A 20606-nucleotide genomic window follows, 5' to 3' on the forward strand; every position below is an offset into this window, starting at 1 on the left:
GCAGGTGTGTCGTCGTGCGATGGTGTTGCGGTGGGTCAGGCGGCGCCGAGGCGCCGGAGGTCGGCGGGTCGGCGGCGGAGATCAGTGGCGGACGATCACCTCGGGGCGCAGCGCGCGGTCGCGGCCGACGGGTCGCGGCGACCCGGTGAGGGTGACGGTCCACGACGACGCGAAGTCGCCGCTCGAGCGCCCCGCGCTCAGCACGAGCTCGCCGGGCTCGACGACGCGCACGCCGTCGCGGCCGGTGAATGCGGCGAGGTCGGCGCTGACGGTGAACGACACGTCGGCGGATGCCCCGGCCTCGAGCTCGACGCGCGCGTAGCCGATCAGCCGCTGCACGGGCTGCACCACGCTCGCGACCGGATCGTGCAGGTACAGCTGCACGACGTCGGCGCCGGCGCGCTCGCCGGCGTTGGCGACCCGCAGTCGCAGCGTGAGCGCGCCGTCGACGGGCACGGCCGATGCATCGCCCTCGAGCGGCGTCCAGTCGAACGTCGTGTACGACAGACCGTGCCCGAAGGGGAACGCCGCGCCCGGGTCGACGTTCGACACCCCGGTGCGCTGCGCGAGCGGCGCGGCGAGATACGTGCCGGGCTGGGCGCCGGCGGAGGCGGGGATGCTGACGGGCAGGCGCCCGGACGGGTTCACGCGCCCCGACAGCACGCCGGCGACGGCGGTGGCTCCCTCTTCGCCCGCGAAGAACGCCTGCACGATGCCTGCGGCGGTCTCGGCGGCGCCGCCGAGGGCGTACGGACGGCCGGCGAGCATCACGACGACGACGGGCGTACCGGTCGCGAGCACCGCGTCGAGCAGCTGCTGCTGCGCGCCGGGCAGCGCCAGCGACTCGGCGTCGCAGCCCTCGCCGCTCGTGCCGCGGCCGAAGAGGCCCGCCCGGTCGCCGAGCGCGAGCACCGCGACCTCGGCGTCCTGCGCGGCGGCCACCGCTGCCGCGATGCCGTCGGTCTCGCCGCCGTCCACCGTCGTGCCGGTGGTGTGGGTGACCGCCGCCGCGGGGAACTCCTGCTGCACCGCCTCGAGCAGCGTCGGGATGCGGATGCCCATCGCGACTCCCGGATGCTGCGTCACGACGTGGGTCGGGAACGAATAGCAGCCGAGCATCGCGTACGGGTCGTCGGCGTTGGGGCCGACGACGGCGATCCGAGCGGGCGCGGCGAGCGGCAGGGTGCCGTCGTTGCGCACCAGCACGACCGCCGCCTCGGCGATCCTCGCGGCGAGGTCGCGGTTCGCGGGAGGATCGAGGTCGATGCTGCCGCGCAGCGCCTCGGGATCCGACAGGTCTCGGCCGGCGAGGGCCGGCGGCACCGGCGACCATTCGGGGTCGAGCAGGCCGAGTCCCGCCTTCTGGATGAGCACGCGCCGCAGCGCGGTGTCGATGAGCGCCTCGTCGATCGCGCCCTCTTCGACGGCCCGCCGCAGCGGTTCGCCGAACGTGTTGACGGTGGGCAGCTCGACGTCGATGCCGGCCGCGAGAGCCTGGCCCGCGGCATCCGCCCACGTCTCGGCCACGCCGTGCAGGAGCTTCAGGAACGCGATCGAGAAGTAGTCGGCGACCACCGTGCCCTCGAAGCCCCACTCGTCGCGCAGCAGCTCGGTGAGCAGGGTCCGGTCGGCGGCGGTGGGGATGCCGTCGATGTCGGCGTACGAGTTCATGACGCTGCGCACGCGGCCGTCGCGCACCGCCATCTCGAACGGCGGAAGCAGCACGTCGTCCAGCTCGCGGCGGCCGACCGATACGGGGGCGAGGTTGCGGCCGGCCTTCGAGGCGGAGTAGCCGACGAAGTGCTTCAGGGTCGCGACGATGCCCGCGGACTCGAGACCCTCGACGTACGCGGTCGCGACCGTGGCGACCAGGTGGGGGTCCTCGCCGATGGTCTCTTCCACGCGACCCCAGCGCAGGTCGCGCACCACGTCGAGGACGGGCGCGAGACCCTGGTGCACGCCGACCGACCGCATGTCGTCTCCGATGCGGCGCGCCATCTCGCCGACCAGAGCCGGATCGAACGTGGCGCCCCACCCGAGCGGCACCGGGTACGCCGTGGCGCCCCACGCCGCGAAGCCCGCGAGGCACTCCTCGTGCGCGACGGCCGGGATGCCGTGACGGGATGCCGCACGGATCCGCTGCTGCGTGCGCAGGAGGCTGAGCGCGCCCATCGCCGGGTCGATCGGCTTCGTGCCGAACGGCCGCGTGAGCTGACCGAGGCCCTGCGGGATCAGGCCGTCGAAGTCGATGTCCTGATCCATGTCGTGCTGGTGCGGAGCGACGTCGCCGCCGGCATCGTCGGCGCCGACCCACACGCCGTACAGCTGTGCGATCTTCTCCGGCAGCGTCATCCGCTCGATGAGGCCGTCGACATCCGTCTCCGCCGTCACCGTCGCGAGGGTCTCTACGCTCTGTTCCACGGTCATCCCTTCACCGCTCCGGTCAGTCCGCCGACGATGCGCTTCTCGGCGAGGAGGAAGAACGCCAGCGCCGGGATCATCGCCAGAGAGGTGTAGGCGAGGATCGCGCCGGTGTTCTGCGAGTACTGGCTGGAGAACTGCGTCACCCCGAGCGGGAGCGGCCACAGCTCCTGCGGGAGGCTGCCGGTGCTGATCACGAGCAGCGGCAGCAGGTAGCCGTTCCAGCTGGCGACGAACGCGAGGATCCCGACGGTGATGAGGCCGGGCTTGGCCAGCGGCAGCATGATGCGCCAGAAGAACCCGATACGCGTCGCGCCGTCGATCATCGCCGCCTCCTCGAGCTCGGCCGGGATCGCCCGCAGGAACGGCACCAGGATGATGATCGTCGTGGGCAGCGCGAACGCGATGCCCGGGATGATCACGCCGAGATACGTGCCGTGCAGGCCGAGGGTGCGCAGCAGCAGGGTCAGCGGCAGCGCGGCGACGGTGAGCGGGAACATGAGGCCGGCGGCGAACAGCGTGTACAGACCCTGGCGTCCGCGGAACTCGTAGCGTGCCAGGACGAAGGCGGCCATGATGCCGGCGATCACGACGCCGACGGTGGTCGAGACCGCCAGCACCGTGCTCGCGAAGACGTTGCCCCAGAACCGGGGCGCGCCGAGGACGTCCGCCCAGTTCTGCAGCGTCCAGGGGTCGGGCAGCCCTGCCGGGTTCGCGTTGATGTCGGCCGTGGTGCGCAGGCCGCCGAGGAAGACGTAGAGGACGGGACCGACGGCGATCGCGGCGATGACGAGCGCGACGAGGTAGACGAACGGCTGGCCCCAGTCGAACCCGCGGCGGACCGGCTGGACCTCGCGCGGCGCGGGGCTGCCGGTGACGATGGTGGTGGTGGCCGACATGTCAACGCACCTCTCTCTTGCGGCGGGCGCCCAGCTCTCGCCGGCGAGGTGCACGGGACCCGGTGATCGATCCCGCGAGGTCGCGGTGCAGTGCGAAGCGCTGGTACACCAGCGCGATGACGAGCGAGATGACGAACAGGATCACGGCGATCGCGCTGCCGTAGCCGGGCTGCCCGGCGAACTGCCCCTGCTGCACCATGTAGGTCGCCATGGACTCGGTGCCGATCCGCCGCACCGCCGGCGAGACGGTGACCCAGATCATGTCGAAGACCTGCAGCGAACCGATGATCGACAGGAAGGCCCAGATGCGGATGGTGGGTCCGAGCAGCGGGAGCGTGATGTACCGCTGGATCTGCCACCAGCTGGCGCCGTCGATCGCGGCGGCCTCGGCGAGTTCGTCGGGAACCCCCTGCAGGCCCGCGAGCATCAGCAGGATCGCGAAGCCGATGTACTTCCACGTGAGGATGAAGAAGATCGTCCACAGCGCGAGCGTGGGGTCGGCGAGCCAGTTCTGGGCGAGGGCGCCCAGACCGATCGCCTCGAGTGTCGTGTTGACGGCGCCGGCGGGCTGCAGGATGAGCCGCCACGAGAGACCGGCGATCACCTCGGCGAGCACGTAGGGCACGAAGATCAGCAGGCGGAAGACGCTGCGGCCGCGCAGGCGCCGGTTCAGGAGGAGGGCGATGCCGATCGCGATGGGCCCCTGCACCAGCAGCGACATGATCAGGATGAAGAACGTGTTGCCGATCGCGCGCTGGAACTCGGGCGTGGTGAGCGCGCGTACGTAGTTGTCGAGGCCGATGAAGCGCGCCGAGTCGGCGAGGTGCGACCACTGGAAGGCGGGCGGCAGGTTGTAGAGGCTGTACACCGCGGCGAGGATCACCGGCAGGATCACGAAGCCGAGGAACAGCACGAGGGCGGGCGTGACGAAGAGGACGATCTCGAGGCGCTTGCGCGACTCGCCGCGCCGGGACCGGCGCACGGGTGCAGGGCCCGGGCCCGCGGTGACCGCGGGCCCGGGAGTGGTGAGAGTGGTCATGGCCTACAGGGTCGCTGCCGCGTCCTGCATCCGCTGAACGATGTCCTCGGGCGAGCCGGTGCCGGCGAACAGGTTGACGATGCCCTCGTTCATCGCGTTGCCGACGGTGGTGCCGAACGCGGTGTCGAGCCAGAGCTGCACGAAGGATGCCTCGGCGAGGCCCTCCGCGACGGCCTTCAGGTTCTGGTCTTCGAGCGAGGCCTGCGCGGCGGGAACCGTCGGGATGCCGGAGCCGCTCTCGGCGAAGCGCTTCTGCACGTCCTCGCTCATGATGTACGCGAGCAGGTCCGCGCACTGCGGCGGTGCCTCCGCCGAGCAGCCGAAGCCGTCGCCGCCGCCGAGTGCGGCGGTCGGGTCGCCGGCGGCGCCGGAGATGCCGGGGACCGGGAACCAGCCGAGGAACTCCGGGACCTGCTCGTCGGGGGTGAGACCGCCGACGGTGCCGGCGTTCCAGTGGCCCATGAGCTCCATGGCGGCCTGACCGTTCGCGAGCATGCCCGCCGAGCTGCCCGCGCCCTCCTGCGGCACGGTGCCGAGGAAGCCGTCCTGGAACGGCTCGATGCCGAGGAAGTCCTGTAGCTGCTCTCCGGCTTCGACCCAGCACGGGTCGCTGAAGTCGTAGTCGGTCTCGGCCGCCGCGAGGGTCTCGGGCGAGCAGGACTTGAGCGCGAACTGGTACCACCAGTGCGCGGCGGGCCAGCCGGCGCCGGCGCCGACCGCGATCGGCACGACACCCGACTCGCGCAGCGCGCCGACGGCGTCGACGAGGTCGTCGAACGTCTCGGGCACCTCGACGCCCGCCTCGTCGAACATGTCGGTGTTGTACCAGAAGCCCTCGATGCCGAAGGTGAAGGGGATCGCGTAGGTCGCGCCGCCGACCTGCCACGGGTTCACCGTGGCGCCGACGCTCTCGATCGTGTCGGGGATCGCGTCGTCGAGGGGCATGAGGTAGCCGTTCTCGACCTGGTCGCGCAGCTCGCCGCCCGGCCACACCTGGAAGAGGTCCGGCGGGTCGCCCGCCGCGAGCGCGTTGGGGATCAGGGTGCGCTGCAGCTCCTCGTTCTGGTAGCCGGTCTGCTCGACGTTCACGCCGGGGTTGGCCTCTTCGAACTCGGCCGCGACCTCTTCCCAGACGTCCGGGAGCGGGCCGTTCGTGGCGTTGTGCCACCAGGTGATCGTCACCTCGTCGCCGTCGCCGTCTTCTCCTCCGCCGCCGGCGGAGCATCCGGCGAGCGCGCCGGCCGCGATGCCTGCGGCGGCGATGCCGGCGAAGACGCGCATGGTGCTGCGTGTGTTCATCTTCGAACCTCTCGAAAGTTTCGACGTCAACGTCGAAAGTGATGTGGACGTGGCAAGAGTACGACGCGACGTGATTTGAGGTCAAGAGCAACAAATACCGATTCGGTCACACTCCAGCCCGTATGGTGAGAGTCGTGAGCGATCCGACCCCCGCCGAAGGCATCCGCCAGCGAAACCTCGCCCGCCTTCTCCGGCTCGTCCACGTCGAGGGCCCGGTCTCGCGGGCCGCGCTCACCGAGGCGACCGGCCTGAACCGCTCGACGATCGCCGACCTCGTCGGCGAGCTCGTGCGCGAAGGGCTCGTGATCGAGCGCGCCCCCGACCCCTCACGGCGCGTCGGCCGTCCCTCCCCCGTCGTCGTCGCGGATCCCGCGGTGGTCGCGATCGCCGCCAACCCCGAGGTCGACGCGCTCACGATCGCCGCGGTGGGCCTGGACCGCGGCATCCGTCTGCGCGAGCGGCTCGAGGTCGACCACCTGCTCACGCCCGACGAGACCGCGCGGCTCATCGCCGAGCGCATCGCGCAGTGGCGCGGCGGCGACCTCGCCGACGCGCGCATCGTCGCCGTCGGGCTCGCCGTTCCCGGCCTCGTCCGCGCCGCCGACGGGCTCGTGCGCAACGCGCCGCACCTGCGCTGGACCGACGCGCCGGTGCGCGACCTCGTCGCCGACGCAACGGGCCTGCCCACGGCCGTGGGCAACGACGCCACACTCGGCACGATGGCCGAGCATCTGTTCGGCGCCGCGCAGGGCATCGACCATGTCGTGTACCTCAACGGCGGCGCGAGCGGCATCGGCGGCGGGCTGGTCGTGCACGGGATGCCGGTCTCGGGCGCCGGCGGCTACGCGGGCGAATTCGGGCAGAACCGCCCCGGCATCGCCGCGGAGGCGGACCGCCGCGCCGACCACGGCGTGCTCGAGGACGAGGTGAGCCGCGCCCGCCTCCTCGAGGCCGTCGGGCTGCACTCCGCCGACGAGCCGACGCTCGCGACCGCGCTGGCGGCGGCGGGCGATGCCGCGGCCGACGAGGTCGCCCGGCAGCGCCGCATCCTCTCGACCGCGCTCGCCAACGCCGTCAACGTGCTCAACCCGTCGGTCGTGGTGCTGGGCGGGTTCCTCGCGACGATCGCCGACTCCGACATCGACGGGCTCACCGCGCTCGTGCGCGCCCAGTCGATGGCGGCCAACGGTGACGAACTCGAGATCAGGGTCGCCTCGCTCGCCGAGGACCGTCTGCTCATCGGCGCCGCCGAGGCCGCGTTCGCCGACCTGCTGCGCGACCCCACCGCCTGACGCACGCGTGTCGTCTCAGGTTCATGTGGCGCGACACGCGGGGTGCGTGAACCCATTCCGCGTGTTGTGACACCCGAACTGCCGACCGCACCCCGCACCCCGCACCGCCCGGCCCCACATTCATGTGGCGCAACACGCGGGGTACGCGAACCCATTCCGCGTGTTGTGACACCCGAACTGCCGTCCGCTCCGCCGCAGCGCCGCACCCGGCCCCACATTCATGTGGCGCGACACGCGGAGTGCGTGAACCCATTCCGCGTGTTGTGACACCCGAGCTGCCGACCGCTCCGCCGCACCGCCAGCCCCACATTCATGTGGCGCAACACGCGGAGTGCGTGAACCCATTCCGCGTGTTGCGACACCCGAGCTGCCGACCGCACGCCGCACCCCGCTCCGCCGCACCGCCGGCCCCACATTCATGTGGCGCGACACGCGGGGTATGTGAACCCATTCCGCGTGTTGTGACACACCCGAGGCGCCGACAGCACGCGCGCGCACGCCGTTCAGCCCGTGCGCCACTCCGACGCGGGCGTGAGGGGTACGAGGGCGGGCCGGGCGACCGTGGTCGTGAGAGGCTCCTGCACGCCCGACGCCGCCGACTGCTGCAGCCGGGTCATGATCTCGAGCACGTGCAGCGCCATCGCTCCGCTCGCGCGGCCGGCGCCGGCGGCGAAGTCCACGAGCCCGACGCCGCGGCCCGCACTCACGTACCCGGCGGACGGCTCGAGCACCTCCCACGCGCCGCCGCGGCGATGCAGCCGCACGTCGCCGGCGAACTGGTTCGGGTCGGGCACGATCAGCGAGCCCTCCACGCCGTGCACCTCGATCGGCGCCGCGGTCGAAGCGACGCCGTCGAAGCTCATGGTCACGGTCGAGATCGCGCCCGACTCGTGATGCAGGATGCCGGTGAGGTGCGTGTCGACCTCGACGCCGACCCTCTCGCCCGCGCGCGGCCCCGACTGGATCACGCGCTCGTCGCGCGACCGCGACGCGGCGCCCGAGACCGCCCGCACCGGCCCGAGCAGCTGCACGAGCGACGTGATGTAGTACGGGCCCATGTCCAGCAGCGGTCCGCCGCCGGTGCGGTAATAGAAATCGGGATTCGGATGCCACGACTCGTGGCCCGGTGACACCCACATCGCCGCCGCCGACACGGGCCGGCCGATGAGGCCGTCGACGATCGCTGCACGCGCGGTCTGCACGCCGGTGCCCAGCACCGTGTCGGGCGCGCACCCGAGGCGGACGCCTGCGGCGGCTGCGGCATCCGTCATCCGCTCCGCGTCGGCCAGCGACGCCGCGAGCGGCTTCTCGCCGTACACGTCCTTGCCGTGGGCGATCGCGGCCAGGGCGATGTCGGCGTGCGCGGCGGGGATCGTCAGGTTGAGGACGACGCCGATGCCGGGGTCGGCGATCAGCTCGTCGGTCGTGAGCGCGCGGCAGCCGGGGATGCGCGCCGCAGCGGCCTGGGCGCGCGAGGCGTCGAGGTCGGCGACGGCGGCGATGCGCACGCGCGGCGCCGCGAGGAGCGTGTCGAGGTACTGGCCCGAGATGACGCCGAGTCCGACGATGCCGATGTCTGTCACCGTGCCGCCCACAGCAGCCCCCGTTCGATGATGGTGCGGACGTTGTGATCCTGCAGGACGTCGAGACTGTGGCCCGGCGTCGCGACGAAGATGCGGCCCTCACCCCACTCGCGCGTCCACACGGCGGGCGAGACGATCGGCCGGTGCCACGGGTGGTAGGGCTGCACCGGATGGGTGGTGGTGGCGAGCACGTCGACGAGGTCGTCGTGGAGCACCCAGTACTGCTCGGTGCGCAGGGTGAAGTCGTCGAGGCCGGCGGTGATCTCGTGGCGGCGGCCGAGGGCGGTGATCTCGACGGTGTAGTCGAGGTAGTTGTCGGTCTCGTCGCCGTGGACCTCGCCGGGGGCCTTCGACGGATGCGTCGCGAACTGCCCGCCGACCAGCTGCAGGTAGTCCGAGCTGGCGCGGAACGAGTCGGCGATGCCGCCGTGCCAGCCGGCGAGACCGGTGCCCGCCGAGACGGCGTCACGCAGGCCGCGCAGGGCGTCGGCCGAGATCTCCGACATCGTCACGCACTGCAGCACGAGGTCGGTCGCCGCCATGCGGGACGCGTCGGCGTACACCTCGGGGCTGCTCTCGATGGCGACCTCGAACCCGCTCTCGTGCAGGAACGGCACGAACAGGTCGGTGGCTTCGACGGGGTGGTGGCCCTCCCATCCGCCGCGGACGACGAGAGCGGTGCGGGGCATGCGCGAATCCCTTCGACGGTGATGGGGGTGAGTTCCCGGGGTTCGAGGATGCCAGCGCGGGGTGCGGGCGTCGATGAACTTGCGCAAAACTGGTCGCATGCACCGGCCCGCCACGCTCGCCGCCGTCGCCGCCCGGGCCGGCGTCAGCGTCGCGACCGCGTCGCGCGCGCTGAGCGGTCGCGGCGACCTGGCCCCCGCGACGCGGCGCCGCGTACTGGCGGCCGCGCGCACCCTCGGCTATCGGCGCGACCCGGCTTCGGGCGGGCGACGGCCGCGGTCGGCGGGCCTTCTCGACCTGGTGCTGAGCGGGTACCACAACGCGTACTCCGACGAGGTGACCGCCGGCGCCCGCAGCGCCGCCGCAGCGGCGGGGTACGACCTCGTGCTGACCGAGGAGCGCGACGATCCGGGCGACGACTGGCCGCTGCGGATCCGCCGCCGGGGCTCGGCCGGAGTGGTGCTGGGACTCATCTCGCCGACCGCGTCCCAGCTGGCGGTGCTGACGGATGCCGGCATCCCGGCAGTCCTCACCGATCCGCGGTCCGAGTCCACCCACGGCCTCGCCAGCGTCCGCACGACCGACCGCGACGGGGGCTCGGACGCCGCCGTGCACCTGTCCGAACGCGGCGCGACGCGCTTCGCCGTCGTCGTCGGCACCCCGTCGTACCGCTACGGCCGGGCCCGCCGCGAGGGCTTCCTCGAGGGCGTCCGCGCGACGCGGCCCGGAGCGGAGCCCGCCGTGGTGAAGGCCGACTGGAGCGCGTCCGGCGCCCGCGAGGCGGTGCTGCCGCTGCTGCGCGGCCTCGGCCGCGGCGAGCGCCTCGGGGTCTTCGCGTGCTCCGACGAGATGGCGGCGGGCGTCTACGCCGCGGCCGCGCTCGCACGCCGGGCGATCCCCGGCGACGTCCTCGTCGTCGGGTTCGACGACGTGCGCGGCGCCCGGTGGCTCACCCCGGGACTCACCACCGTGCACCAGCCGATCCGCGAGATGGCAGCGGCTGCGGTGGCCGCCCTGGCGGACGCCGCCGCCGGGGGTCCGCTCGCCGCGAAGCCGATCGTGCTGCCCACGGCGCTGGTCGTCCGCGGCTCAACCTGAACGAGGGTCCACCCGACCGTCGTCCCGTCCGGATGCCGCGACCGCGGCATCCGGACGGACCGGTGCCTGCGGCATCCGAACAGGACGAACCGTCGCACCACGCGCCACGGGGCACGCGAGTAGCGTGGGAGCACGTCCCGACGGAAGGCCACACATGTCGATCGCGACCGAACGCCACCCCCGCACCGAGCGCCCCGCGAGGAGCGAAGCCGAGCTGCAGCAGATGGCGAAGGACCACCTCTGGATGCACTTCGCCCGCCAGTCCGTGATGACCGACGGGCCCGGCGTGCCGATCATCGTCAAGGGCGAGGGCCATCACATCTGGGACTCGCAGGGCAAGCGGTACATCGACGGGCTCGCCGGCCTCTTCGTGGTCGCCGCCGGGCACGGCCGCAAGCGCCTGGCCGAGGTCGCGGCCAAGCAGGCGGAGGAGCTGGCGTTCTTCCCGATCTGGTCGTACGCCCACCCGGCCGCGATCGAGCTCGCCGACCGGCTCGCGGACTACGCCCCCGGCGACCTCAACAAGGTGTTCTTCTCGACCGGAGGCGGCGAGGCCGTCGAGACGGCGTTCAAGCTGGCGAAGTACTACTGGAAGATCCAGGGCCAGCCCACCAAGCACAAGGTCATCTCGCGCTCGGTCGCCTACCACGGCACCCCGCAGGGTGCGCTCGCGATCACCGGCATCCCCGCCATGAAGTCGATGTTCGAGCCGGTCACCCCAGGCGGATTCCGCGTGCCGAACACCAACTTCTATCGCGCGGCCGACATGGGGGCGCCCACGAGCAGCCTCGAGGAGTTCGGCGTCTGGGCGGCCGACCGCATCGAGGAGATGATCCTCTTCGAGGGCCCCGACACCGTCGCCGCGGTCTTCCTCGAGCCGGTGCAGAACTCCGGCGGCTGCTTCCCGCCGCCGCCCGGATACTTCCAGCGCGTCCGCCAGATCTGCGACAAGTACGACGTGCTGCTGGTCTCGGACGAGGTCATCTGCGCCTTCGGCCGCGTCGGGCACATGTTCGCGTGCGACGCGTACGGCTACGTGCCCGACATGATCACGTGCGCCAAGGCCATGACCAGCGGCTACTCCCCCATCGGCGCGACGATCGTGAGCGACCGCATCTACGAGCCGTTCGCGCACGGCGACCGCGCTTTCTATCACGGCTACACCTTCGGCGGGCACCCGGTGTCGGCGGCGGTGGCCCTCGAGAACCTCGACATCTTCGAGGAGGAGGGTCTCAACGAACGCGTGCGGGAGTACTCGCCGCTGTTCCGCTCGACGCTCGAGAAGCTCACCGACCTGCCGATCGTCGGCGACGTGCGCGGCGACGGCTACTTCTTCGGCATCGAGCTCGTGAAGGACAAGGCCACGAAAGAGACCTTCGACGACGACGAGTCCGAGCGGCTCCTGCGCGGGTTCCTCTCGAAGGCGCTCTTCGACGCCGGCCTCTACTGCCGCGCCGACGACCGCGGCGACCCCGTGATCCAGCTCGCGCCGCCGCTCACGATCGGCCCGGCCGAGTTCGACGAGATCGAGCAGATCCTCCGCAGCGTGCTCACCGAGGCCTGGAGCCGGCTGTAGCCCGGAAATCCTCGGTGGGGAAACCGCCGCACGAGAGTTAGGGTTGCCCCGTGGGAACGATCTATTACGGCGGCGGCGCGATGCCGATCCATATCGAAGACCGGGCACTGGCGCACCTCAAGGTCGTGATCGCGACGAAGCTCCGGCGCGACGAGAGCTTCACGGTGTCGTGGCGTCACCCCGACGACCAGCCGCGGGGCCGCAGCACCCTCTGGCTGCACCCGTCGATCCCGCTGCGCTTCGTCTTCGACGACCCCGAGCCGGCCGATCTCAGCCGCGAGTGGATCGAGGAGCTCGCGAACTCGGCCAACTCGACCGGTGGCATCATGCTCATCGCCGAGCACTTCGACACCGGGCCGGTGCCGGTGCCCGTGAGCGAGGGCGACGCCGAGACCGAGACCGACAAGGTGACACTCGGCTCGGTCGAGGTGGAGACCCTCGAGATCGACAAGCTGACGGTCGCGGGCAACGACGTCGGGTCCGCCGAGCTCTCGAACTCGAACTGAGCCCGGTCAGCCCTCGACGGGCGGCGTCTCGTCGTCGGCGGGCTCCGGGACGATGCTGAGGCCGCTGGGTCCGCTCGCGGCGAGCATCAGCTCCTCGATCCAGAGCCGGTTGATGCGCGGCTGACGGCTGCCGAAGAAGTGGAACTGCAGCGCCACCGAGGGGTGGATCCAGAAGCTGCGACGACCGCTGCCGTCGCCGATCTCCACGTCGAACATGAACGGCTCCGAGCGGCGGAGCTTGTTCATCATGACGATTCTCAGGTGTGCGAGAGTGCGGTCGTCGATGTCGACGGACGTGCTTGACGCGTCATAGATGAACCTGCCCATGGCAGGAGCTTATCCCGCTCGGCGCGGCGCGAACGCCGCATGGAACAGGGCGCGCGCGCGTGCCGCCACGGCGGGCCGGGAGGCGGCATCGGTGCGTGCGAGCTCGGTCGCCAGCATCCCGGTCGCCATCGTGACGTCCTCGGTGTGGATGTGCGCGCCGACCCGGCCGGCGTCGCGGTCGCGCGCGACGAGGCGCTCCACGAGCGCGAAGTAGCGCTCGCCCAGATGCGCCACGCGGGGATCGGACAGGTCGGCGGTGATGAGCTCGATGAACGCGGTCGAGACAACGGCCTGCTCCACGACGCGGTCGAGGAGGTCGTCGATCGTGCGGTCGGGGGCCGAGGTGTACTCCTCGAGCTCGCGGACGTTGTCTTCGAACACCGCGACCGCCAGAGCGGTGCGGTCGGGGAAGTGCCGGTACAGGCTGCCCTGACCGACTCCGGCTCGCTTGGCGACGGCGCTGAACGGCGCGCCCAGCCCGCCCTGGGCGTACACCTCGCGCGCGGCGGCGATCAGGGCACGACGATTCTCGGCGGCCGCGGCGGGGCCGCGGTTGGTTCGCGCGGCGGCCTCCGCGCCAGGGGCAGCGATGCTCGGCACGGGTGTAGCCTAATACCGGACACAGGTGTCCGGTAGAAAGGATCCAGCATGCGCACCACACCCCTCACCGGCGACTCCTCGATCGCCGACTGGCTCGCCGATCCCGCGGGCAACGCCATCCTCACCGAGCTGCTCGCGCAGTCCGGCCAGACCCCCGACGTCTTCAAGCCGGTGCGCCGCTTCGCGATCAAGCGTCTCGTGAAGCTCAGCCGCGGCGCGTTCACGCAGGAGATGCTCGACGACCTGGTGCGCCGCGCCGCCGCAGCCGACGCCCCGGGGAGCGCACCCGCAGCCGCCGCCGGGCCGTCGGGCGAGGCATCCGTGACCGACACCGCCGCCGGCGACGCGGGTGCCGCCGTCGAGCCGCGCGAATGGACCGAACGCCTCGACCGGGGCCGCTTCGACGGCCGGACCGTCATCGTCACCGGCGCTGGCTCGGGCATCGGCCGCGCCACCGCGTCGCGCGTGGCGCGCGAGGGCGGCCGCGTGATCGCTGTCGACGTCAGCCAGGAGCGCCTCGACGAGTTCGTGGCGGAGCACCCGGGCCTCGGAGTGGTCGCCCTCACCGCCGACATCACCGACGACGCGGGCGTCGCACGCATCGTCGAGGCGGCCGGTGACACCATCGACGGCCTCGCCAACATCGCCGGGATCATGGACGACATGACGCCCGTCGGCGAGGTGACGGATGCCGTGTGGCAGCGCGTCTTCCGCGTGAACGTGGACGGCACGATGAAGCTCATGCGCGCAGTCATCCCGGTCATGCTCGCCCAGGGCGGCGGCTCGATCGTCAACACCGCGTCGGAGGCCGCGCTCCGCGGGTCGGCAGCCGGCGTCGCCTACACCGCGTCCAAGCACGCGGTCGCCGGCCTCACGAAGTCGAGCGCCTTCATGTACGGTCCCAGCGGCATCCGCGTGAACGCCGTCGCTCCCGGCCCGACCATCACCAACATCGAGGCCGCGTTCGCGTCGCCGCTGGGCGCGGAGCGCGTGCAGACCGCGATGGCGGTCATGCCCGACCCCGTCGAGGCCGATGCGCTCGCCGCGTCGATCACGTTCCTCCTCAGCGACGACGGCGTGAACGTCAACGGCGTCATCCTCGCGAGCGACGGCGGCTGGTCGGCCGCCTGACCCGCACCGCGAAGCCCCGGCCGACCCGAACGGCCGGGGCTTCGCGCAGCCGCGTCAGAACGGCCAGATCAGCGGCACGTAGAGCACCGCCACCGCGAGGAAGAAGAGCGCGAGCGGCAGCCCGAGCCGCCAGTAGTCGCCGAAGCGGAGGCCTGCCGGCTCCATCACCATGAGGTTCGCCGGCGTCGCGATCGGCGTGAGGAACGCCGCTGCACCGACGACCGTGAGCGCCATCATGAACGGCTGAACCGACAGGGCGAGCGCCTGCGCGACCGCGATCGCGATCGGAGCGACGATGAGCACGGTCGCGGTGTTGCTGATCAGCTGACCCAGCACGATCGCCAGCACGCACAGCGCGAGCAGGGCGACGTGCGGCCCCGCACCGCCCAGCAGCCCCAGCATCCCTCCCGCGACCAGATCGGCGGTGCCGGTGCTGATGAACGCGGTCGAGAGCGGGATCATGCCGGCGATGAGCACGATCGTGTTCCACGAGATGGAGTGGTAGGCCTGCGTGACCGACACCGTGCGGGTCAGCACCAGCGCGCCGGCGGCGAGGAGGGCTGCGACCGCGGGCGGCACGGCACCCGTCGCCAGCAGCACGATCATCGCGATCAGGATGCCGATCGAGCGCTTCGCGCCGCGACCGAGCGGAATCGACCGGCGAAGCCGCTGCGGGTCGTCGACGACGAGCATGCCGGCATCGGTCGAGTGACGCGAAAGGTCGTCCCACGTGCCCTGCAGCAGCAGCGCGTCTCCCGCCTGGACCAGGAACTCCGGACCCGTGAGGTGCTCTTCGCCTCGGCGCGCGGCGAGCACGACGAGGTCGCCGTCGGGCGTGGTCATCCCGGCGCAGACGCGCTGGCCGATCAGCGGCGAGCGCGGCGCGACGACCACCTCGGTGACGCCGCTGACGGGCCCGAGCAGGGTGCCGGTGTCGAGCGTCAGCGAGTACTGCTGACGCAGCAGCCGTGCGTGCCGCACGAGATCCACCGGCATGAGCGCTCCGGTGCGCTCGGGGATCAGCCGTCCGCCGAGCAGCAGGATCGCGACCGTCCCGGCGACGACCGGGATGCCGACCAGCGCGAACTCGAAGAACCCGAACGGGCGTCCTCCCGCTGAGGCTGCGAAGTCCGAGACGAGGATGTTCACCGGGGTCCCGGTGAGCAGCAGCAGCGACCCGGCCGACGCCGCGAACGCCAGCGGCAGGAGCAGCTTCGACGCTGCGACGCCCGCACGGGCGGCCACCACGACCACGAGCGGCAGCAGGGCGGCGACGGCGCCGTTGATGCTGATGAGAGCTGTCAGCACCGCCACGAGCAGCGCGATGACGACGACGAGCCGCGCGGGCTTGGTGCCGGAACGGCCGATCACCTGCTGCCCGGCCCACGCCGTCACGCCGGTCGCGTCGAGCGACTCGCTCACCACGAAGAGCGCGGCGATGAACAGCACCGTGGGATCGCCGAAGCCGGCGAGCGCCTCCGGCAGGGTGAGCACGCCGGTGAAGAAGAGCGCCAGCGCGACGCCGATCGCGACCACCGCGATCGGCACGCGATTGCTCATGAACGCCACGACCGCGAGGACCAGGATGACGAGCGTTGCGGCGACGGGGTCCACGCACACAGCGTAGCCAGTGACTGCGGCGGGGCGGTCAGCCGCGCAGCGCGGTGAGGCCCGCGACGTCGTAGGCGAGCTCCACGGCCTCGAAGATCGCGGCGTCGATCGTGCGGGGTGCGAACGCGTCGCCGATCGTGACGACACGGGATGCCGGGGTTCCGGCGGCCCCGACTGCTCCGGCGCCCGCGAGCCCGGCGATGCGCACCGACGCGCGCGGCTCGATCGCGACGACGGCGTCGAGCCCTTGGAGCACGGCCGTCTCGCCGGTCAGTGCGTCGCAGACCTCCAGCTCGCGCACGCCGACGCGCTCGACGCGGTGCGCCGCGCGCCGTCCGAGCCCGCCGTGCGCGGCGAGCCGCTCGAGCAGCAGCGGGCGGTCGTACCCGGCGCCGATGTGGGGGAAGGCGGTCTCGAACGGGGTCACGAGCTCGAGCGCGTCGACGTGCGGCAGCAGCGTCAGCACGATGCCTGCCGCATACGCGGTGCCGTCGGCGTCCACCACGGCGATACGCCGCCCGAGCGAGGCGGGATCGGATGCCGCGGCGAACGCGTCGACGGTCGCCCCGGCGGGCATCCCGCCGGCGTCGGCGCCGCCGAGCGCGAGCGAGGTCGTGGCGGGCGCGACCGCCCCGGTCGCGACGACGATGCCGTCGGCTCGTTCTGCGGCCAGGAGCTCCGCCGTCGCCAGGACGCCCAGGCGCACGTCGACGCCCACCGCCGCCAGATCGCGCACGAGGTCGTCGACGAGGAGCCCGACGCTCTCTCGTCCGGGAACGCGCGCCGCGAGCAGCAGCTGTCCGCCGAGTCGGTCCTGCCGCTCGATCAATGTCACGGAGTGCCCGTCCGTCGCGAGCTCGACGGCCGCGCGCATGCCGGCGGGCCCGCCGCCCACGACGATCCAGCGCTGCGGCGTCGCGGCGGGGGGTCGCTCACCTCGCTCGAGCTCGCGCCCGGCCAGCGGGTTGACGGTGCACGACATCGCGAGTCCGCGGCTGCCGCGGCCGAGGCATCCTTGATTCAGGCGGATGCAATGACGGATGCCTCGCCCGGCGCCGTCGGCAGAGTCGAGGCCGAGCAGCTTGCGGCCGAGGTCGGGGTCGGCGATCTGCGCACGGGTCAGCGCGACCATGTCGGCCACACCCGACGCGACGACCTCCTCGGCGTCTTCGACGGACCGGGCCGCGCCCACGCCGAACACCGGCACGTCGGGGTTCGCCGCCTTCACCGCGGCGACGTCGTCGCGCAGCCAGGCATACGGCATGGGCGACGACGGGAAGACGTAGTGCACGTTGTGGTAGCCGCCGGCCGCGAGATCGAGGAAGTCGATGCGGGCCTCGGCGCGCAGCCGCGCGATCACGTCGCGCATCGCGGCGCCGTCGAGGCCGTCGGGATGGAACTCGTTCGCGACGATGCGGATGCCGACCGTGAAGTCGTCGCCCACACGCGCCCGCACGGCCCGCAGCACCTCGCGCGGGAACCGCGTGCGGCCCTCGAGATCGCCGCCGTACTCGTCTTCGCGCGCGTTGTAGAGGGGCGAGAGGAACTGGTGCAGCAGGTAGCCGTGCGCCATATGGATCTCGACGCCGTCGAACCCGCCACGGCGCGCGTTGTCGGCCGAGACCGCCCACCCCTCGATGAACGCGGCGATGTCGTCGTGGTCCATCTCGCGCGTCGCGTGCGCGGTCGACGGCGAGAGCATGCGGGAGGGGGCATATACCGCGCGGGGGCCGTCAGGTCCGTCGGGCTGCGCTTGCGCGCCGTGGTGGTTGAGCTGCACGAAGATACGCGCGCCGGCCTCGTGGACGGCATCCGTCATGCGCTTCGCCGCCGCGACCGACTCGGGGCGGAACGCGTCCTGGAACCCTCGGATCGAGCCGGTCGGATGCACGAAGTGGTTGCCCGCGACGAACAGCCCGCACCCGCCCCGCGCCCGCCGCACGTAGTAGGCCGTCTCGCGCTCCGACTCGACGCGGTCGGAGTACTGCTTCGAGTGCGCCGTCTGCATGATCCGGTTGGGCACCTCGACGGCACCGATGCGCAGCGGCTGCGCGAGGACGGACGAACGGATGCCGGTGCTCGCGGTCATCCTCCGAGCCTAGGACTCGGCCCGCCGCGTTTCGTCTCAGAGCCGCGCGAGCGCCTGGTCGAGGTCGGCGAGGAGGTCGGCGGCGGTCTCGATGCCGACCGAGAGGCGCACGACCTCCGGCGGGACGGCGAGCTCGGTGCCGCGCACCGACGCGTGCGTCATCTCGTCGGGGTAGTTCATGAGCGACTCGACGCCGCCGAGCGACTCGGCGAGCTGGAACAGGCGCGTCGACTCGGCGAAGCGGCGCGCGGACGCCGCATCGGCGAGCGCCACCGACACGATGCCGCCGAATCGCGACATCTGACGTGCCGCGAGCTCGTGACCGGGGTGCGAGGCCAGCCCCGGGTAGTACACGCGGGCGACGGCATCGTGCCCGTCGAGGAACTCCGCGACGGCCTGCGCGTTCTCACTGTGCCGCTGCATGCGCAGCGCGAGGGTCTTGATGCCGCGGGTCGTGAGCCACGCATCGAGAGGACCCGAGACGGCGCCGACGGCGAACTGCAGGAACTTCACCTGCTCGTACAGCGCGTCGTCGTTCAGCACGAGTGCCCCGCCGACGACGTCGGAGTGACCACCGAGGTACTTCGTGGTCGAGTGCACGACGACGTCGGCGCCGAGGGCCAGGGGCTGCTGCAGCGCGGGCGAGGCGAACGTGTTGTCGACCACCACGAGCGCGCCGGCGTCATGGCCGAGCCGGGCGAGGCCGGCGATGTCGGTGATGCGCAGCAGCGGGTTGCTGGGCGTCTCGACCCACACGATGCGCGCCGGGCGCTCCTCGAGCGCCGCGCGCACCTGGTCGAGGTCGCTCATGTCGACGACGCGCACGCCGATGCCCCACCCGCCGAGCACGCGGGCGATGAGCCGGTACGTTCCGCCGTACACGTCGTTGCCGAGGAGCACCTCGTCGCCGGGCTGGAGCGCGGCGCGCAGCAGCGCGTCCTCGGCGGCGAGGCCCGACGCGAACGAGAGCGCGTGCGCGCCGCCTTCGAGCGCGGCCAGCTGCGTCTCGAGCGCGGTGCGCGTCGGGTTGCCGCTGCGGCCGTACTCGTACCCCTCGCGCAGCCCGCCGATGCCGTCCTGCGCGTAGGTCGTCGAGAAGTGCACCGGCGGGATCACCGCCCCGGTCGTCGGGTCGAACGCCTGGCCGGCGTGCACCGCCGCAGTCTCGAAACCTCGGTCGCTCGTGGGCTCGGTCACGCGGATGCTCCTTCGTCGGTGGTTCGGGATGATCTCGATGCGCGCGCGGAGCGCGCACTCGATCCGGCGGCCTCGGCGGCGGGCTGTGCGCCGGGTGCGGGCGTTTCGTCTCGCTGCGCTCGCTCAACGACCGGGGGCTGCGCTCGGTCGACGACCGTGGGCTGCGCTCGCTCAACGACCGGGGGCTCGGCTCGGTCGACGACCGGGGGCTCGGGCGCGGCGAAGCCGTGGTCGTGCATCCACTGGTCGTCGTAGAAGCGGTTCAGATATCCGCGTCCGTGATCGGGAAGCAGCACCACCACGAGATCGTCGGCGCCGAGGCCGCGCGCGGTGCGCAGCGCCGCGGCGACGGCCATGCCGCTCGAGCCGCCGACGAGCAGGCCCTCTTCGCGCGCCAGGCGCCGGGCCATGTCGAAGGACTCGGCATCGGGGATGCGGTGGATCTCGTTGGGGACCGAGTGGTCGTACGACTCGGGCCAGAAGTCCTCGCCGACGCCCTCGACGAGGTAGCCGTGGATCGGCCCTCCCGAGTAGATCGAGCCCTCCGGGTCGGCGCCGACCACGCGCACGGCGCCGTTCGACACCTCGTGCAGGTAGCGGCCGGTGCCGGTGATCGTCCCTCCGGTGCCGATGCCCGCGACGAAGTGGGTCACGCGGCCGTCGGTGTCGCGCCAGATCTCAGGGCCGGTCGTCTCGTAGTGAGCGAGCGGGCCGTTCGGGTTCGCGAACTGGTTGGGCTTGAACGCTCCGGGGATCTCGCGGACGAGCCGGTCCGACACGCTGTAGTACGAACGCGGGTCATCGGGCGGCACGCTCGTGTCGGTGACGACGACCTCGGCGCCGTACGCCCGCAGCACATCGACCTTGGGACCGGCGAACTTGTCGGGCACGACGAAGACCATGCGGTAGCCGCGCTGCAGGGCCACGAGCGCGAGCCCGACTCCGGTGTTGCCGCTGGTCGGCTCGACGATCGTGCCACCCGGTTTCAGCAGGCCGTCGCGCTCGGCGGCGTCGATGATGCGGGCGGCGATGCGGTCCTTGGCCGAACCGCCGGGATTGAAGTACTCGACCTTCGCGAGCACCGTGGCGGCGATGCCGTCGGTGACGCGGGTCAGCTGGACGAGAGGGGTGTTGCCGACGAGGTCGGCCACGCTCTTGGCGTAACGCACGGATGTGTCCTCGGTGTTGCCGCGCGGGTGCGCGGGGAGATCTGTCAGGGGTCGGAGATGGCTGCGAAGGGGTGCTTCAGCA

At 72.1% G+C, this 20606-nt stretch carries 16 protein-coding genes and 1 pseudogene; 5 read left to right on the plus strand and 12 right to left on the minus strand.

Translation table 11 applies throughout. The features are described 5' to 3' along the window. Positions 1-81 precede the first annotated feature (81 nt). From IM778_RS14365 to IM778_RS14380, 4 genes are read right to left on the minus strand one after another with little or no spacing between them, the layout of a single operon-like run. Entirely contained in the window at positions 82-2427 is a 2346-nt protein-coding gene (locus tag IM778_RS14365) for a beta-xylosidase/alpha-l-arabinosidase (protein ID WP_194409511.1), read from the minus strand. Continuing rightward, positions 2424-3320 (minus strand): carbohydrate ABC transporter permease, encoded by an 897-nt coding sequence (locus IM778_RS14370; protein ID WP_194409512.1) that lies wholly within the window; start codon positions 3318-3320, stop codon positions 2424-2426. The genes IM778_RS14365 and IM778_RS14370 overlap by 4 nt, the downstream gene beginning before the upstream one ends. 1 nt (position 3321) lies before the next feature. Next, entirely contained in the window at positions 3322-4359 is a 1038-nt protein-coding gene (locus IM778_RS14375) for a carbohydrate ABC transporter permease (RefSeq protein ID WP_194409513.1), read from the minus strand. A gap of 3 nt (positions 4360-4362) precedes the next feature. Further along, the gene (locus IM778_RS14380; RefSeq protein WP_194409514.1) at positions 4363-5658 is read right to left on the minus strand and encodes an ABC transporter substrate-binding protein; all 1296 of its coding nucleotides are present in this window, start codon (positions 5656-5658) and stop codon (positions 4363-4365) included. A 122-nt stretch (positions 5659-5780) separates the two neighbouring features. Between IM778_RS14380 and IM778_RS14385 the strand changes: the two genes are divergently transcribed. Continuing rightward, the gene (locus IM778_RS14385; RefSeq protein WP_194409515.1) at positions 5781-6950 is read left to right on the plus strand and encodes an ROK family transcriptional regulator; all 1170 of its coding nucleotides are present in this window, start codon (positions 5781-5783) and stop codon (positions 6948-6950) included. Between the two features lie 503 nt (positions 6951-7453). Here the strand turns inward: IM778_RS14385 and IM778_RS14390 are convergent. Together IM778_RS14390 and IM778_RS14395 are read right to left on the minus strand one after the other, a co-directional pair. Further along, a complete protein-coding gene (locus IM778_RS14390) occupies positions 7454-8533 on the minus strand; it encodes a Gfo/Idh/MocA family protein (protein WP_194409516.1) in 1080 nt (359 codons plus the stop codon). After that, positions 8530-9222 carry a ThuA domain-containing protein gene (locus tag IM778_RS14395; RefSeq protein ID WP_194409517.1) on the minus strand — a complete coding sequence of 231 codons (693 nt, stop codon included), beginning with the start codon at positions 9220-9222 and terminating at the stop codon, positions 8530-8532. Before IM778_RS14395 ends, IM778_RS14390 begins: the two co-directional genes overlap by 4 nt. Before the next feature lie 97 nt (positions 9223-9319). On the opposite strand from IM778_RS14395, the gene IM778_RS14400 reads away from it, so the two are divergent. The 3 genes and pseudogenes from IM778_RS14400 to IM778_RS14410 form a co-directional block, all read left to right on the plus strand. Further along, positions 9320-10318, plus strand: a complete 999-nt coding sequence (locus tag IM778_RS14400; RefSeq protein WP_194409518.1) for a LacI family DNA-binding transcriptional regulator — start codon at positions 9320-9322, stop codon at positions 10316-10318. A gap of 154 nt (positions 10319-10472) precedes the next feature. After that, a complete protein-coding gene (locus tag IM778_RS14405; RefSeq protein WP_194409519.1) occupies positions 10473-11894 on the plus strand; it encodes an aspartate aminotransferase family protein in 1422 nt (473 codons plus the stop codon). 50 nt (positions 11895-11944) lie between these two features. Further along, positions 11945-12247 (plus strand): annotated as a pseudogene (locus tag IM778_RS14410) (DUF7882 family protein); the annotation flags it as partial. Between the two features lie 159 nt (positions 12248-12406). On the opposite strand, the gene IM778_RS14415 reads toward IM778_RS14410, so the two are convergent. Beyond that, complete coding sequence (locus tag IM778_RS14415) at positions 12407-12727, minus strand: DUF7882 family protein (RefSeq protein WP_194409520.1); 321 nt, start codon at positions 12725-12727, stop codon at positions 12407-12409. Positions 12728-12736: 9 nt separating this feature from the next. Beyond that, positions 12737-13327 (minus strand): TetR/AcrR family transcriptional regulator, encoded by a 591-nt coding sequence (locus tag IM778_RS14420; RefSeq protein ID WP_194409521.1) that lies wholly within the window; start codon positions 13325-13327, stop codon positions 12737-12739. A gap of 48 nt (positions 13328-13375) precedes the next feature. On the opposite strand from IM778_RS14420, the gene IM778_RS14425 reads away from it, so the two are divergent. Further along, complete coding sequence (locus tag IM778_RS14425) at positions 13376-14458, plus strand: SDR family NAD(P)-dependent oxidoreductase (RefSeq protein ID WP_194409522.1); 1083 nt, start codon at positions 13376-13378, stop codon at positions 14456-14458. Positions 14459-14512: 54 nt separating this feature from the next. On the opposite strand, the gene IM778_RS14430 is transcribed toward IM778_RS14425, so the two are convergent. The 4 genes from IM778_RS14430 to IM778_RS14445 are packed head-to-tail and all read right to left on the minus strand — an operon-like array spanning position 14513 to position 20524. Next, positions 14513-16072: an SLC13 family permease gene (locus tag IM778_RS14430; protein WP_194409523.1), complete on the minus strand. Its 1560-nt coding sequence runs from the start codon at positions 16070-16072 to the stop codon at positions 14513-14515. Between the two features lie 34 nt (positions 16073-16106). Beyond that, positions 16107-18158, minus strand: coding sequence for an oxidoreductase (locus IM778_RS14435; protein WP_194409524.1), 2052 nt, complete (start codon positions 18156-18158; stop codon positions 16107-16109). A gap of 36 nt (positions 18159-18194) precedes the next feature. Further along, entirely contained in the window at positions 18195-19355 is a 1161-nt protein-coding gene (locus IM778_RS14440) for a cystathionine gamma-synthase (RefSeq protein WP_194409525.1), read from the minus strand. After that, a complete protein-coding gene (locus tag IM778_RS14445) occupies positions 19352-20524 on the minus strand; it encodes a pyridoxal-phosphate dependent enzyme (RefSeq protein ID WP_228484571.1) in 1173 nt (390 codons plus the stop codon). The genes IM778_RS14440 and IM778_RS14445 overlap by 4 nt, the downstream gene beginning before the upstream one ends. Between the last annotated feature and the right edge of the window lie 82 nt (positions 20525-20606).

The organism is Microbacterium cremeum, assembly GCF_015277855.1.
In the GTDB taxonomy this organism is placed as follows: domain Bacteria; phylum Actinomycetota; class Actinomycetes; order Actinomycetales; family Microbacteriaceae; genus Microbacterium; species Microbacterium cremeum.

Excerpts from the sequence above, each read along its gene's own strand:
- IM778_RS14365 (WP_194409511.1), bottom strand. The coding sequence starts at position 2,427 with ATGACCGTGGAACAGAGCGTAGAGACCCTCGCGACGGTGACGGCGGAG.
- IM778_RS14370 (WP_194409512.1), bottom strand. The coding sequence starts at position 3,320 with ATGTCGGCCACCACCACCATCGTCACCGGCAGCCCCGCGCCGCGCGAG.
- IM778_RS14375 (WP_194409513.1), bottom strand. The coding sequence starts at position 4,359 with ATGACCACTCTCACCACTCCCGGGCCCGCGGTCACCGCGGGCCCGGGC.
- IM778_RS14380 (WP_194409514.1), bottom strand. The coding sequence starts at position 5,658 with ATGAACACACGCAGCACCATGCGCGTCTTCGCCGGCATCGCCGCCGCA.
- IM778_RS14385 (WP_194409515.1), top strand. The coding sequence starts at position 5,781 with ATGGTGAGAGTCGTGAGCGATCCGACCCCCGCCGAAGGCATCCGCCAG.
- IM778_RS14395 (WP_194409517.1), bottom strand. The coding sequence starts at position 9,222 with ATGCCCCGCACCGCTCTCGTCGTCCGCGGCGGATGGGAGGGCCACCAC.
- IM778_RS14400 (WP_194409518.1), top strand. The coding sequence starts at position 9,320 with ATGCACCGGCCCGCCACGCTCGCCGCCGTCGCCGCCCGGGCCGGCGTC.
- IM778_RS14405 (WP_194409519.1), top strand. The coding sequence starts at position 10,473 with ATGTCGATCGCGACCGAACGCCACCCCCGCACCGAGCGCCCCGCGAGG.
- IM778_RS14415 (WP_194409520.1), bottom strand. The coding sequence starts at position 12,727 with ATGGGCAGGTTCATCTATGACGCGTCAAGCACGTCCGTCGACATCGAC.
- IM778_RS14425 (WP_194409522.1), top strand. The coding sequence starts at position 13,376 with ATGCGCACCACACCCCTCACCGGCGACTCCTCGATCGCCGACTGGCTC.
- IM778_RS14435 (WP_194409524.1), bottom strand. The coding sequence starts at position 18,158 with ATGACCGCGAGCACCGGCATCCGTTCGTCCGTCCTCGCGCAGCCGCTG.